Annotated in this window: 16 protein-coding genes; all 16 read right to left on the reverse strand. The window is 65.6% G+C overall.

Going from position 1 to position 14,139, the window contains the following annotated elements:
- Positions 1 to 46: 46 nt before the first annotated feature.
- The 16 genes from ACFQ24_RS18060 to ACFQ24_RS18135 all read right to left on the reverse strand — a co-directional run bounded on the left by ACFQ24_RS18060 (position 47) and on the right by ACFQ24_RS18135 (position 14,135).
- Positions 47 to 454, reverse strand: a complete 408-nt coding sequence (locus ACFQ24_RS18060; RefSeq protein ID WP_380913775.1) for a DUF3617 domain-containing protein — start codon at positions 452 to 454, stop codon at positions 47 to 49.
- Positions 455 to 589: 135 nt separating this feature from the next.
- Positions 590 to 1,498 carry an Hsp33 family molecular chaperone HslO gene (gene hslO, locus ACFQ24_RS18065; RefSeq protein ID WP_380913777.1) on the reverse strand — a complete coding sequence of 303 codons (909 nt, stop codon included), beginning with the start codon at positions 1,496 to 1,498 and terminating at the stop codon, positions 590 to 592.
- Positions 1,499 to 1,591: 93 nt separating this feature from the next.
- Positions 1,592 to 2,521 carry an ornithine carbamoyltransferase gene (gene argF, locus ACFQ24_RS18070; RefSeq protein ID WP_380913779.1) on the reverse strand — a complete coding sequence of 310 codons (930 nt, stop codon included), beginning with the start codon at positions 2,519 to 2,521 and terminating at the stop codon, positions 1,592 to 1,594.
- Between the two features lie 112 nt (positions 2,522 to 2,633).
- The gene (locus ACFQ24_RS18075; protein ID WP_380913781.1) at positions 2,634 to 3,830 is read right to left on the reverse strand and encodes an aspartate aminotransferase family protein; all 1,197 of its coding nucleotides are present in this window, start codon (positions 3,828 to 3,830) and stop codon (positions 2,634 to 2,636) included.
- A gap of 161 nt (positions 3,831 to 3,991) precedes the next feature.
- Positions 3,992 to 4,387, reverse strand: coding sequence for a flagellar export chaperone FliS (locus ACFQ24_RS18080; RefSeq protein WP_380913783.1), 396 nt, complete (start codon positions 4,385 to 4,387; stop codon positions 3,992 to 3,994).
- Positions 4,388 to 4,404: 17 nt separating this feature from the next.
- Positions 4,405 to 5,823: a flagellar filament capping protein FliD gene (gene fliD / locus ACFQ24_RS18085; RefSeq protein WP_380913785.1), complete on the reverse strand. Its 1,419-nt coding sequence runs from the start codon at positions 5,821 to 5,823 to the stop codon at positions 4,405 to 4,407.
- 77 nt (positions 5,824 to 5,900) lie between these two features.
- The gene (locus tag ACFQ24_RS18090; RefSeq protein WP_380913787.1) at positions 5,901 to 6,350 is read right to left on the reverse strand and encodes a hypothetical protein; all 450 of its coding nucleotides are present in this window, start codon (positions 6,348 to 6,350) and stop codon (positions 5,901 to 5,903) included.
- Between the two features lie 232 nt (positions 6,351 to 6,582).
- On the reverse strand, positions 6,583 to 7,719 hold the full coding sequence (locus ACFQ24_RS18095; RefSeq protein WP_380913789.1) for an EscU/YscU/HrcU family type III secretion system export apparatus switch protein: 1,137 nt from the start codon (positions 7,717 to 7,719) through the stop codon (positions 6,583 to 6,585).
- 1 nt (position 7,720) lies between these two features.
- Positions 7,721 to 8,503 (reverse strand): flagellar biosynthetic protein FliR, encoded by a 783-nt coding sequence (gene fliR / locus ACFQ24_RS18100; RefSeq protein ID WP_380913791.1) that lies wholly within the window; start codon positions 8,501 to 8,503, stop codon positions 7,721 to 7,723.
- Positions 8,500 to 8,772 (reverse strand): flagellar biosynthesis protein FliQ, encoded by a 273-nt coding sequence (gene fliQ / locus ACFQ24_RS18105; protein ID WP_066770532.1) that lies wholly within the window; start codon positions 8,770 to 8,772, stop codon positions 8,500 to 8,502. Before fliQ ends, fliR begins: the two co-directional genes overlap by 4 nt.
- 17 nt (positions 8,773 to 8,789) lie before the next feature.
- Positions 8,790 to 9,554: a flagellar type III secretion system pore protein FliP gene (gene fliP, locus ACFQ24_RS18110; protein WP_380913794.1), complete on the reverse strand. Its 765-nt coding sequence runs from the start codon at positions 9,552 to 9,554 to the stop codon at positions 8,790 to 8,792.
- Between the two features lie 97 nt (positions 9,555 to 9,651).
- Positions 9,652 to 9,918, reverse strand: a complete 267-nt coding sequence (locus ACFQ24_RS18115) for a FliO/MopB family protein (RefSeq protein ID WP_380913796.1) — start codon at positions 9,916 to 9,918, stop codon at positions 9,652 to 9,654.
- Positions 9,919 to 10,004: 86 nt separating this feature from the next.
- Positions 10,005 to 10,340: a flagellar motor switch protein FliN gene (fliN, locus tag ACFQ24_RS18120; RefSeq protein WP_380913798.1), complete on the reverse strand. Its 336-nt coding sequence runs from the start codon at positions 10,338 to 10,340 to the stop codon at positions 10,005 to 10,007.
- On the reverse strand, positions 10,337 to 11,221 hold the full coding sequence (locus ACFQ24_RS18125; RefSeq protein ID WP_380913800.1) for a flagellar motor switch protein FliM: 885 nt from the start codon (positions 11,219 to 11,221) through the stop codon (positions 10,337 to 10,339). The genes fliN and ACFQ24_RS18125 overlap by 4 nt, the downstream gene beginning before the upstream one ends.
- Before the next feature lie 120 nt (positions 11,222 to 11,341).
- Positions 11,342 to 12,004 (reverse strand): flagellar basal body-associated FliL family protein, encoded by a 663-nt coding sequence (locus tag ACFQ24_RS18130; RefSeq protein WP_380913802.1) that lies wholly within the window; start codon positions 12,002 to 12,004, stop codon positions 11,342 to 11,344.
- 28 nt (positions 12,005 to 12,032) lie between these two features.
- Entirely contained in the window at positions 12,033 to 14,135 is a 2,103-nt protein-coding gene (locus ACFQ24_RS18135; RefSeq protein ID WP_380913804.1) for a flagellar hook-length control protein FliK, read from the reverse strand.
- Positions 14,136 to 14,139: the final 4 nt, after the last annotated feature.

Consider the following 14,139-nt stretch of genomic DNA (forward strand, 5'->3'; position numbering starts at 1 on the left):
TCGCGCTAGAACCCGTTCGGCCGCAAAGCAAGCGGCGGCTCATGCCTCATCCGGCGCAAGCGCCGACCCGCCGGCCTTCCGCAGCGAAGGCGAAGGGCGCGCCATCTGCCACGCCCTGCGACCGGATCTGCACCAGGCGGGATGTTTCGACGCGCAGGTCCGTGCGGCCGTTGCCGGCGGCCGCGCAGTCATAGGTGACGGACATGTCGTGCGGCGCATCGCTCACGACGAAGCTGCGGCAGAGCGCCTTGCCGTGGCGGACCTGAAGCAGCTGGCGCAGGTCGGTGACGCACAGCTTGCGCAGTTCCGCGCCTTCGCCCCGGCCGCGCAATTCCCATTCGCCCGGCTCCAGCGCCTGCAGCGCAGAGGGTGCCGGCGCGTTCGCCGCGCCGGCGCTGGCAGCGGTCATCATCGCCGCCGCGACCCAGAATGTCCGCACCAAAGCCGTCGTCATGCCACTGCCCGTTCCGATTGATTCGCTACCGGCGCTCACGCCGGTACGGTGCCCCTTGGCGCGGAATTGCGGCGATTTCATAACGAAAGTGGCACGGTTCGCCTCAATTTCAAGGCGGGGGCCGGCAACCGGTTATCAATGCGTCAGAAAACTTTCGAGCGTCAGCGGAAAGATGCGCGAGCAGAAGGCGCAATCGACGCCGATCACCCCTTCATCGTCCGCCATCGCGGCACGCTCCTCCGCCGGAAAGCGGCCGATTACATCGCGAATATGGGCCAGGTCGCATCGACATCCCTTCGCAAGGGCCCCCTCCTCGGTCACCCGGACTTCCTCTTCCTCATGGAACAGCCGCCACAATATGTCGGTCAGCGGCAGCGCATGATCGGTCAGCTCTTCCGGCTTCAGCGTATCCGCCAGCACCTGCACATGCTCCCATTCGGGATGGTCGTGCCGCACATGGAGCCGCTCGCGACCGACTTCGCCCTCCGGCAGATGCTGGAGCAGCATGCCGGCGGCGATGCAGCCTTGGCCCGCATCATGGCGGGTCGCGATCTGGATGACGCTCGGGATCTGCTCCGACTGGAAGAAATAATGTTCGGCCGCTTCGGCCAGCGACTGGCCTTCCAGTGGCACGATGCCCTGATAGCGTTCGCCGGTTTCGGCAAGGTCGAAGGTGATCGCCAGATAGCCCCTGCCGAACAGACCGAAAAGCGAGGGATCGGTGCCCAGCTCGGCCAAGCGATCGGCGTCGAACTTGGCGTAGCCGCGCAGGTCGCCATTCTTGTAATCCGCGACCAGTAGGCTGACCACGCCCGTTTCCGTCTGCGCCTGCAGCGTCAGCTGCCCGCCTTCCTGCTTCAGCGTACTCCCCAAAAGCGCTGCAAGCACCAACGCCGACGCCAGCAGCCGTTCGACCGGCGGCGGATAGGCATGGGCGGCCAGGATCTGGTCCAGCACGGGGCCAAGCCGCACCACGCGCCCGCGCGCATGCCGCGCGGGGATGGTGAAGCCAAGGCATTGGTCGATATGGTCGGCGGTCAACATAAGGCTCCGGTCGTCCGACGCGCGGAGCGGCGGAACAGATAGGCATCCGATGATGCGGGCAGGCCGCCTAGATAGGGCGGCCCACCCGAATTCTCAACCAAGCCGCCCAAGCGCCCAGAGCAAGACCGACTTCTGCGCATGGACGCGGTTTTCCGCCTCGTCCCAGATCAGCGACTGCGGCCCGTCGATCACCGCTTCCACCACTTCCTCGCCGCGATGCGCGGGCAGGCAGTGAAGGAATTTGGCGTCGTGCTTCGCCTGCGCCATCAGGTCGGGCGTGACCTGATAGGGCATCATCGCGGACAGCTTCTCCTCGGCATGAGCCTGCCCCATGGATATCCATGTATCGGTGACGACGACATCCGCGCCCGCCACCGCTTCACCCGCATCGCGCGTCATGGTAATGGTTGCCCCCGCGGCGCGCGCCGCTTCGGCAAAGGCCGGATCGGGATCATAGCCCTCCGGCACGCCCACGCGCACGTCGAACTTCAGCAGGCCGGCTGCCTCGATGATCGAGTGCAGGACATTGTTGCCGTCGCCCAGCCACGCCCATTGGCTGCCCGGCAAGGCCAGCCCATGTTCCACCACCGTCAGCAGGTCCGCGACGATCTGGCACGGATGCGACAGGTCGGTGAGGCCGTTGATGACGGGCACGGTCGCATGGCGCGCCATTTCCTCGATCTTGGCATGATCGTCGGTGCGGATCATGATCGCATCGACCATGCGGGAAAGGACGCGCGCGGTGTCGGCGATGCTTTCGCCGCGCCCCAACTGGCTGGTCGCGCCGTCGAGGATCAGCGACGTGCCGCCCAGCTGGCGGACCGCCATGTCGAAGCTGACGCGGGTGCGGGTCGAATTCTTTTCGAAGATCATCGCGAGCGTGTGGCCCGCCAGCGGCGCGTCGGCATCCGCCGCGCCCTTGGGCTTGCCGGCGCGCGCCGCCTTCCGGTCGATCGCGTCAGCGATCATCGCGGCGATGGCGTCGCTGCCCGCATCGGTGAGATTCAGGAAATGCTTGGTCATTGGGTTTCCCCCATTCACTCACCGCCGTTCGGTTCGAGCTTGTCGAGAACTGTTCTCGATACGCCTTCTGGACAGGTTCGAAGGCTACTCGAACCGAACGGAGAGAGTTGGATTAAGCCGCCTTTGCTTCGGCGAAGCTCCGCGCGCCGGCGGAAATCTTCTCCATGGCTTCGGCGATATGGCTTTCCTCGATGACGAGCGGCGGGAGGATGCGCACGACATTCTGCCCCGCCGACACCGCCAGCAGGCCGTGATGATCGCGCAGATGCGCCACGAACCCACGCGCGTCATGGGCGTCGTTCATGCGGATACCGAGCATCAGCCCCATGCCTCGCACATCCTCGAACATGCCGTCATGGTTGGGGATGAGCTGCTCCAGCGAGGACCGCAGACGCGCGCCCATCGCCTTTACATGATCCAGGAAGCCGTCGCCCAGCACCTCGTCCAGCACGGCCAGACCCACCGCCATGGCAAGCGGATTGCCGCCATAGGTGGAACCATGGGTGCCGAACACCATGCCCTTGGCCGCTTCCTCCGTCGCAAGGCAGGCGCCGAGCGGGAAGCCCGCGCCGATCCCCTTGGCGACAGCCATGATGTCGGGCGTCAGGCCATATTGCTCATGCGCGAAGAAGGTGCCGGTGCGGGCATAGCCGCACTGCACTTCGTCCAGGATCAGCAGCAGCCCCTTTTCGTCGCACAGCTGGCGCAGGCCCTTGAGGAAGTCCTGCGTCGCCGGCGTCACGCCGCCTTCGCCCTGCACCGGCTCCAGCAGGAAGCCGGCGGTGCTGTCATCGACCGCGGCCGTCGCGGCCTCCAGGTCGTTGAACGGCACCACCTGAAAACCGGGCAGCAGCGGCTCGAACCCGTCGCGCATCTTGGGCTGGCTGGTGGCCGAAATCGTGCCCAGCGTCCGCCCGTGGAAAGCGTTGTCGAAGCTGATGATCTTGTGCCGGTGCGCCTCGCCATTCGCATAATGGTAGCGGCGCGCGGTCTTGATCGCGCACTCCACTGCTTCCGCACCCGAATTGGTGAAGAAGACGGTATCCGCGAAGGTCGTATCGACCAGGCGCTGCGCGAACTTCTCGCCCAGCGGCATGCCGTACAGGTTCGACGTGTGCATCAAGGTCGCGGCCTGGTCCGCGATCGCCTTGACCAGCTTGGGATGCCCATGACCCAGCAGGTTGACGGCGATCCCGCTCGCGAAATCCAGATAGCGCTCGCCGCGCTCCCCGATCAGGTAGCAGCCCTCGCCTCGGACCGGACGCACATCGCACCGGGGGTAAACGGGCATGAGCGGCGTAATCGACATGGTCCTTCCCTTTCTGGACTGATGTGGTCGTCACAAGGCGCGAGATTGCGCGAAACGCAAAAAGGCGGCCCCCGCCGGGCCGCCCTTTGCGAGCGCCGCCTATAACCCCGCCCGACAGGGGGTGCAACCCCGCTGCACCGGGCCGGTCGGCGGCAATTGGATCAGCCGATCTGGTCCCAGGCTTCCGCGATTTCCCCCACGATCGCGCGCGCCCGCTCGACGGGCTCCGTGGATCGCTCCTGGGCGCCGGTCAACAGAAGACGGCGCGCTTCGCGGTAGATTTGCGCAAGCCCGGTGGCGACGTCGCCACCCTTTTCGAAGTCGAGGCTGGATTCGAGCGCGAACAGGATGGACATGGCCCGCGCCTGCTTGTCCGAAACCTTCGTCCGATCCCCGTTGCGCTCCGCCAGCGCCGCCGCGTCCATCGCGAGCAGCAGTTCGTCGAAGAGGATCTTCACCAACCCGTGCGGCGTCGCGCCCTCGGTCCGGCTGCCCGAATGGACCGCCGCATAACGCCGCGCCGCGGCACCGCCTGCATAACCCTGACTGTAGAACATCGTCTTATCGTCCCGATTCAATCATTATTGCTATTGGTCCAGACCTTGACCTGCTGTTCAAGGTAGCTCTGCGTCGCCTTGAGCGCGCTGAGGCGCGTATCCATGGCGGCATAGATTTTGGTCAGCTGCGCCTCATAGTCGGCCATCTGCTCGTCCAGCGTCTTGAGCTGTTCGGTGAAGTCCTTCGCCAGCGCGTCGTAGCGCTTTTGCGCCTGCTTCATGGCGCCGTCGTCCTGCTCGATCCTGTCGCGAACCGTGTCCATCAGCTTGGACAGGCCGGGATTGGCGGTCGTCGACACCTTGGGATTGACCATGTTGGTCACCGCTTCGGGATCCCGCTCGATCGCGCTGGCGAGCTGGGCCGTATCAAGCTTGAGCGTGCCGTCGCGGTTGGTGGCGATGCCGATGTCCGACAGCGTCTTGAAACTGCCGCTCGCGCTCAACTGGGCCGAAGTGATGCTGGAAAGCTGCCGCTTCATGTCGCGGACGGCGGCGACGCCGTTCAGCACCCCTGCGCTCGACGAGTCCGCGCCGGTCGCGGTCGCCGTGTTCAACGCCTTCATCAAGGTGTTGTAGGCGTCCACGAATTCCTTCAGCAGGTCCGAAATGCCCGATGTCGGCTGCGACAGGGACAGCGTGACCGTGGAGGATGGCGCCGCCTTGTTGAGGTCGATGCGCAGATAGGGGACGGCCCCGTCGATGCTGTTGCTGGCATATTCATGGTCAACGCCGTCCAGCGTGACCATGGCGTTTTGCGGCGTCGAATTACTGGTCAGCGAACCCGTCCCGGTCGCCGCATCGAAGCTGAGACCGGCAAGGACGCCCGTGCTGCCCGAAGAGGGCGTCATGCTGAAATCATTGGCTTCGCCGGTCGCGCCCTTGAACACCAGTCGGGTGCCGTCGGCGTCCGTCACGACGCGCGCGGTCACGCCCGTATCGGCGGCGTTGATCGCGGCTGCCAGACCCGCATAGCTGTTGTTGCTGGCATCGATCGTGATCGTCTTGGGGGTGCCGTTGCCAACCTTTATCGTGATGTCGCCGGTGCCGACCTGGCTCGTACCGGTCGCCGCCGGGTCGGCAGTGGAGGACAGCACGCGCGCGGTCGCCAGCTGCTTCACCGTCAGCTGCGCGGGCAGGCCGCTCGGCGAACCGCCGCTCAGCAACGCGACGGACGCGATGCTGGCATCATTGGAGCTGACCGAGCCGGTATAGTTCGGCCCGGCGAGCACTTCGTTCAGCGCGTTGGCGAAGGTGTCGAGCGAGCTGATTGCGGAGGCCAGGGCCGAAATGCGCGAACTGTTGAGGCTTTGACGGCTGGTGATGGACTGCTGCTTGGGGTCGCGCGACGCGCTGACCAGGCTTTTGACGAGTGCCGCGGTGTCGATGCCCGACCCCGCGCCGAGCGCTCCTAAAACCGTGCTGCCTACCGAGCTCATCCGCCGTCCTTTCAAGAGGGTAGAACGGCTGTAGCGACGAGACCTTTAGGAATGATTTTCAGCAACAGGCCGATCCGTCAGCGGGCGGCGATCTGCTCGACAGTGCCCCGAGAAAGATGCGCCTGGGCGGCGTGGGCATAGGAGGCGCGCTCGACGATACGCTTGGCCACTGCTTCGGCATGTTCCACCGCTTCCCGGCTGGCGGGCGGCAGGGGGACGAGGACCATCGGCCGGGGGATCATGGCCTGGATCGCATCGGCGGCATCATCCACGCCGAGCAGGCCGTTGCCCAGATCAGCAAGGATTTCGGACACGCGCGCATGCACTTCCACATATTCGGCAACACTCGCGACGTCGGGGTCGACCGCGACAATGGCGGCGGGAGTGGCGGCGGAACGGCTGTCGTCCTCCGCACGGTCGCTAGCGCGGCTGGCCGCCACGGGCTTTATCGCCTGCGCGGGCGCAGCCGACCGCACCACCGTCCGGTCCACCGGCGACAGTTCGGCCCGCGATATGAAATCGTCCATGACGCACCATCCTTACACGTCCCCAACATCCTAGAACGGACCGGTGCGCAGAAACTTTAGGCCCGAGCCAAAAAATTTCTCAACTTTTTACAAGCATCTGAAATTATCAAGTTTTCTAACATAGAACAACGAAGTGAGACAAGGAAGTAGACAGACAAAAGGGCCTCGAACGCCATCGACCGCCACGTCAGGATGACTGTCTACTTCGCTGTCGCCTTATCTGGACGCCCCGCTAAACCTTGCGGCCATCGGCATCGAAGCGCAGGTCTTCGGGCACGGTGATGAACGGGCGGTCCATTTCGCTCGCCATCCGGTTTTCGACCCGGAATACGAAGGCCAGCACCGTCGCCACCGCCATATAGAGACCTTCGTTGACGATCTGGCCGGCGCGGCTGGTGAAATAGATGGCGCGGGCGAGTTCGGGATATTGCAGCACCGGCACGCCGCTGGCGTCGCCCAGCTCGCGAATGGCTCCGGCGATGGCGTCATTCCCGCGCGCGACCACCACCGGCGCTGCATCGACGCCGGGCTTGTAGCGCAGCGCGACCGCGAAATGGGTGGGGTTGGTCAGGATGACGCTCGCGTCCTGCACCGCCTTGCGCGTCGATCCGCTCAGCACCTCGAACTGACGGCGGCGGATATGACCCTTGAGTTCCGGCGAACCCTCGCTTTCCTTATGCTCGTCCTTCACTTCCTGCTTGGTCATGCCAAGGCGCTTGGCGCGCTGCATGATCTGGGCGGGCACGTCGATCCCCGCGATCAGGAACAGGCCGCCCGCCATGACGAGGCAGGTGAAGATGAAGATGTCGCCCACATCGGCGATGGCATTGCTGACACCCGCCTTGCCCAGCCCGCTGATCTCCGCCAGCCGATCCCAGATGATCCATACGCCGATGCTGCCGAGCAGCAGCACCTTGGCGATGGACTTCATCAGCTCGATCAGGCCCTGCATGCCGAAGATGCGCTTGAGGCCCGCCGCAGGGTTCAGCTTTTCGGGCTTGGGCGCAAAGGCGCCCGGGCGGAAGCCGAGCGATCCCAGCAGCGCCGGCGCTGCGACGGCGGCCAGGAAGGTCGCCAGCATCACGCCCGCGACCGGCAGCACTATGCCCGTCAGCAATTCCGCGCCTCGCCGGGCGGGCGAGAAATCGACGATATCCTCCCGCTTGAAGCGCAGCCCCTCGACCAGCATGGCGGACAAGGCCTCGATCAGCGACGGACCGATCACCGCCATGCAGCCGATGCCGGCCATCACGACCAGCGCGGTGCCGAGTTCGCGGGACTGGAGGATGTCGCCCTTCTTGGCGGCGTCCTGCAATTTCTTGGCTGTCGGCTTTTCGGTCTTTTCGCCGCCTTCGCTCCCGCCGGCCATGTCAGTGGCCCTCCGACAGGTCGCGCGCCTGTTCCAGGCCGGCCTTGAGCGCGGCGGTCATGCCTTCCGCCATGATCGGCACCGAAATGGCGAGCAGCACCAGGCCGGCCATCATCGCCATCGGCATGCCGACCGCGAACAGGTTGAGCGACGGCGCGGCGCGGGACAGCATGCCCATGACGATCTGCACCAGGATCAGCGCGAAGGCGACCGGCAGCGCCACCGTGACGCCCGCGCCCAGCAGCGTTCCGCCAAATTCGATCATGCGCCAGATGGTGTCGTTGGACAGCAGCGCCCCGCCCGGCGGGATCGCGACATAGCTTTGCACGACGAAGCTGGCGAGCAGCAGGTGCCCGTCCATGCCGAGCAACAGGAAAGTGGCGAGGATGGAAAGGAACTGGCCGACCGCTTGCGTCCCCTGTCCCGAAGACGGATCGACCATGGCCGCGAAGTTGAGGCCCATGGCGTTGCCGATCGTCTCGCCGGCGACGAAGGCGGCGGCATAGCCGATCTGCACGGCAAACCCCATGGCAAGGCCGGCCAGCACTTCGCCCATCACCATCATCACGCCCGCGAAGCTGGCGACGCCATCCTGCGGCAGCTGGATCGTAACGCTGTTGAGCGCCGCGAGGCCAAGCGCGAGGGCGAGGATCAGGCGCAACTGGAGCGGAACCGCCGGCGCGCCGAATATCGGCGCGGCGATGAAGGCGGCTCCCGGCCGGATCATGGCGATCAGCCAGACCCACAGCTGCGTCTCCACCCCCGCAAAGCCCGGCGCGATCATTGGAGCAGGTCCGGGATGCGCTCGAAGATTTCGCGGGTGAAGTCGGCGATCAGCACCATCATCGACCCGCCGAACAGCACCAGCATGCCGCCCACGACCAGCAGCTTGGGAATGAAGCTCAACGTCTGTTCGTTGATCGATGTGGCGGCCTGGACCATGCCGATGACAAGGCCCGCGATCAGCGCCGGGATCAGCACGGGCGCGGCCGCAAGCGCCGTGATCCACAGCGCCTGCTGGGCCAGACCCATGAAGAAGTCGGCATTTTCCATGGCTCAGCCGATCTCGCTCATGTCGCGAACGACCCCGCGAGCGACCCCATGGTCAGCGCCCATCCGTCGACCAGCACGAACAGCAGCAGCTTGAAGGGCATGGATATGATGGTGGGGGACAGCATCATCATGCCCAGCGCCATCAGCGTGGACGCGACGACCAGGTCGATGATCAGGAAGGGCAGGAAGATCATGAAACCGATCTGGAACGCGGTCTTGAGTTCGCTCGTCACGAAGGCCGGCAGCAGGATCGAGAAGGGGATGTCGGCGGGCGTGCGAAACGCGGGCGCCTTGGCGAGATTGGCGAACAGCTTGAGGTCGCTCTCGCGCGTCTGCTTAGCCATGAAACCGTGCAGCACCTTGCCCGAACGGCCGACGGCTTCCTCGATGCTTATCTGCCCCTTGCCGTAGGGATCGAACGCCTGCGCGTTGATCGTGTCGATCGCGGGGCGCATGACGAACAGCGACAGGAACAGCGCCAGCCCGACCAGCACCTGGTTGGGCGGCGTCTGTTGCAGGCCCAGCGCTTGGCGCAGCAGCGACAGGACGATGATGATGCGGGTGAAGCTGGTCATCATGAGCACGAGCGACGGCAGAACCGTCAGCAGGCTCATGAGGATCAGGATCTGCAACGACAAAGAAAGCGACCGGCCGTCGCCCGACACCTGCCCCAGCGCGCGGGTCAGCGCGCCGCCATTGTCCACCGGCGCGGGCGCGGCGGGAACGGCCTGCGCGAAGGCGGGGGCGGCAAACAACAGCGCCGCCAATACAATGATCGTCATTCCCGCGAAGGCGGGAATCCATCTCCGGCCATCGCGTCCGTGTGCCACCATTGGGAGATGGATCCCCGCCTTCGCGGGGATGACGGACAAGGGCCGATCAGCGCAGGCGGACATTGTCGCCTTCCGCGATCTTCTCGATCCGGTTGCGGGTGACGGCGACGAGGATTTTCTTGCCCTCGAATTCCACCACGGCGAGCTTGCCGAACGTGCCCATGGGCAGCGCTTCGAGCAGTTTGAGGGAACGGTCGCCCTGCCCAGCGCCGATCATGCCGGGCTGATATTTGCGCCACAGCCACAGGGCACCGAACGCCATGCCGCCGACCAGCGGCAGGAGGATCAGCAGTTTGACGAAATACCAGACCATGGAAAGGGCCGCCCGCTTGTCGTGGTTAATGCCTGTCGATTCGCACTTTCCGCGTCCAAGGCAAGCGCAAAATCATGAGGCTGCGGTCAGCCGCGCCGTTCGATCCCGGCCAGGCGGTTTTCGGTGGCGGCGATATCGACGATGCGGATGCCATAGCGGCCGTTCACCGTCACCACTTCGCCCTTGGCGATCAGCGCGCCGTTGACCATGATGTCGAGCAGGTCGTCCGCCTGACGGTCCAGCTCCACGATGCTGCCTTCGGACAGGTCCATCACTTCCGCCAGGCGCAGCGAAGTCGATCCAACCTCAACCGACATGCGCACCGGGATGTCGGCCAGCAGCTTGAACTGGCGGTTGTTGGTCATCCGGCTGACCGGATCGTCCAGACGGTCCATTCGGGGGGCTTCGCTCATATCGCTCATTGGTCGGTTTCCTGTGCAAGCTTTTCGATCTGGAATGCGGCGCGGCCGTCCTGTTCGCCGATGCTGCCGTGCGCGACGATGCGGTTGCCGACGATAAGCGGCAGCGACCGACCGATGGTGACGGGGATGACGTCCCCAACCTTCAACTGCATGAGGTCGGAGATGGAGAGATTGGGCCGCGCCAGCACGGTGCGGGCGGGCAAGCGGATGTCGCGCATCCGGCGCGCGATCCGCGTCTGCCACACGGGGTCGCGATGTTCCTCGTCAGTGGGCAGGCTCGTGCCCGTCAGCGCTTCGACGGCGCGCAGGGCCGACAGCGGGAAGAGGATATCGATCGGCCATTCCTGCTCGCGGGTGAGCGAGACGGTGAAGCGCTGCAACACCATCTGGTCGGTCGGCTGGGCGGCGGCGGCGTAGCCGATGCCGCTTTCGCGCAGGATCAGGCTGTGGTCGAGCGGCAATATGTCGGTCCAGGTATCGGCCAGCCGGGCCGCGACCGAATCGGCGAGCCGGGCGATCAACCGGTCCTCGGTCGGCGTGAATTCGCCGCGCGTCGGCAGCGGGCGATTGCCGATGCCGCCATAGAAACAATCCACCAGCGTAGAGATCATGCCAGCGTCCAAGCATAGCAGCATCTGGCCCTTAAGCGGCAGCATGCGATAGATGGAGAGGCTGCAAAAGGCCGGCACGTCCGCCGACCAGGCGCCGAATTCGATCACGCGCGTATCCTGCGCCACGACATGCGGGCGGACGCCGGCGATCGGCTCGATCAGCGCGCGCATGCGCCGGCCGAGCTTTTCAGCCAGCCGGTCGAGGCCCGACAGCATGATCGGCGCCTGCGTGTCCCCCCGCCCGAAGGCGTAGGCCTGAACTTCGGTCATAATGGTCCCCTGCCCCATGGCGGAGCGGGGGACGTCCCGTTCCGTGTGGAGCGGGCCTATAAAATAACGAAAATGGTAAAATTCCGGTTAATCCGAGCGCCGTCGCCGCACGGCGGGCGCTTACTGGATCACGAAATTGGTGAAATAGACATTGTCGACGCCGCCATAGCCGGTCTTCTGCTTCAGCACGTCGTTCACCACTTCGCGGATCTTCTTCTGCAGCATCTGCTTGCCCTGCGGCGTATCCAGCACTTCCTGGGGCTGCTGCGCCAGCATCATCAGCACCTGGCTGCGAATGGGGGTTTCGTGCTGCTTGACCGCGGCGATCACGCGATAGTCATAATAGGTCGACACCGCGACGCTGATCTGGGCGAAGGCATCCGTGTCCGACATGTTGGACGTGAAGGGCGCCTGCAGCTGGAAATAGGTCGCCTGATAGGCGGCGGGGTTGGCGGGCGTGGGAAGATCGATGCCCTTGCCAGGCGCATGGCCGGCGGACACGACATGGCTTTCGCCGCCACCGCCGCCATGGCCGCCGCCTTCGCCCCCGCTTTCGCCGGCCCAGCCATGGGCGGTGGCGACGGCCTGCGCGTCTTCTCCCGCAAGGACCAGGACGGGCTTGTTCGGGTCTTCCTTGGGGCCTTCCGTCTTGGGGCTGAAGAAGCCGGCGGCGTAAAGCCCTCCGGCTGCGCCCGCGCCGCCCACGACCACGCCGACGACCAGCAGCAGGATCATCTTCATGCCCCCGCCCTTTTTCTTCTTGGCCTTCGGCTCGTCGCTCATATCGTCTGTCCCCTGGGTTCAGCGCCGCTTATGCATAGCGCGCGCGCGGCGGCTCCGCGGCGCCGCCGCCACTCTGCTCATGGTTAAGAACGGCAGGATCCCCGCCGCTTTTAGCTCCAGCGCCGAAATTTTCGCGGCCTTGCCCGCGCCCCTGCATGTGGGATTGCGCCGATGACTGGCCCCAGCCCTGTCCTTGCATCGTCCACGCGCCACCCTGCGCCTGTGATCCGGTCGATTGCTGGCCGGAGGACTGCGCGCCGGCCCCGTCCGACCTGGACGGTTCGGCCACGACATGCGCGCGCTCCACCTTCACGTCGCTGATCCGCACCGCCGCAAGGCCGGCATCCAGCTTCAACCGGTCGCCTTCCTGGCGCAGCATCTGTTCAGCGACGTCGCTGGCGACGGTCAGGCTGACGGCCGCGCCATCGACACCCTGCCGGATGTCGACCTGGACCGGGCCGAGCTGCCCGGCGTCGATGCGGAAGCGCCCCTGCGCTCCGTCCGCGGAGAAGCTGGCAATGTCGCGCGCCAGGCCATCGATCCACTGGCCCGACACGCCCATGTCCACGACCTGCGCGCCAAGGCTGGCCGACAGATCGATCATAGCGGGCGCGGCAATGACCTGCGGCGTCGCCGGGGACGTCACGACATGCTGAGTCATGACAGGCATGAACGGCCGGTCCGTCCCGATCGGTGCCAAGGCGGCAGAATCGCCGCTCCGTTCCGGCAGCGCCCGGTTGGCGTCGCCAGTTCGATCCCGAAGCTGGTCGCGCGCCAGTTGCAGCAGCGACAGCGCTTCGGCAATCGAAGGCCGGGACACGGCATGTGTCGCCCTGGGTTCAATCATGTCCGGAACGGCCGGACGCTCCTGCACCGCCATGGCCTTGTCGGCGATTGGAGCGACGGCATCACTGCCGGGCTGCGCGGCAGGCGTGATTGCCGGCCCGGCGGCCGAAGGGGTAGGCGCTGAGGCAGCCTGAACCGGCTGCAGAGTTGTCGGCACGGCTGGAGCAGGCACCGCATGGGGTGGCACATCGCCGCCCCGACCGGGCACAGGCCCGGCGTTCCGGGGGGCCAGCGGGATTTCAGTCGAAGCCGATGAGGTACTGATGGCCTTTGCATCCGCGCCCTCGACTGACGCGGCCTCCGCAGCGATCGGGGCAACCATCTCGAAAGCCTCGAAGGGGGCTGCCGAAGCGCTCTCCTGGCTCGTCTGCGGCAGAGCCCGGCCTGATTCAGCCGGGATGTTGCTCGAAACCGGCCCGGCGCGAACGTCCGCCGAAACCGCTGTCAGCGCCGCGGGGGTCGTTCCGATCGGATCGGCGATAGCGAAATCGGAAGGAGCGGCAAGCGGCGCAAAAAGCTGGGGGGCAGCAATGGCGTTTGGCGGACCATCATGGACATCCGCCGATGGCGCGTCTTTCTGCTGAACCGTTCCGCCTTGGCCGACGGCGTCCTCGCTCGCGGCGTCATCCGGCGGGGAAATCGCCAAGCCGACGGATGAGCCTGCCTGATAGTGCGCGGCCGCTTTGCTCAGCTTCGGCGCGATTTCGGCGAAGGGCACCTGTTCGGACGCTGGAGGAAGCAGCGTGTCGGGTAGCGTGGTCCCCGCTGTCCCCGAGACAGGCGCAGGCGGTTCGCCCGCCTCTTCCGCAGTCGGAGCAACCAAGGACGGATGAGTCTCGTCCACCAAAGGCGTGGATTCCGGCAAAAGCGGATGGCTCTCCTCCACAACGCGCACTTCGGGTGCGCGGTCGAACGGCGACGCCGCTTCTGCGATGACCGGCAGCGGCGCCGCAACAAGCGCAGATTCCGGCAAAGGCGGATGGATCTCGTCCCCCATGAACGCATCGGGCGCGCTGTCGAGCGGCGGTGCTGCGTCTGCAATCACCGGCAATGGCGCAATTGGCGCATCTTGCGAAAGCTCTGGAGTCAAAAGAACCGGCGCGGTCCCACCTACCGTGTCCACGTTGACGGGCGCGGCGGCTTGCCCGCCGGCCGCCTTCGGCATGTCCGTGACGCCGTTCAGCAGCGCGGAAAAGTCGATCCCTTCAGCGGCGACGGCATTTCCGGCAGGCGCTTGGCCAACGCCGGTCGCAGGGAAAAGCAGCGCCTTCAGGCTGGTCAGCATGTTC

It is taken from the genome of Sphingobium olei (genome assembly GCF_042678845.1).
Classification (GTDB): domain Bacteria; phylum Pseudomonadota; class Alphaproteobacteria; order Sphingomonadales; family Sphingomonadaceae; genus Sphingobium; species Sphingobium olei.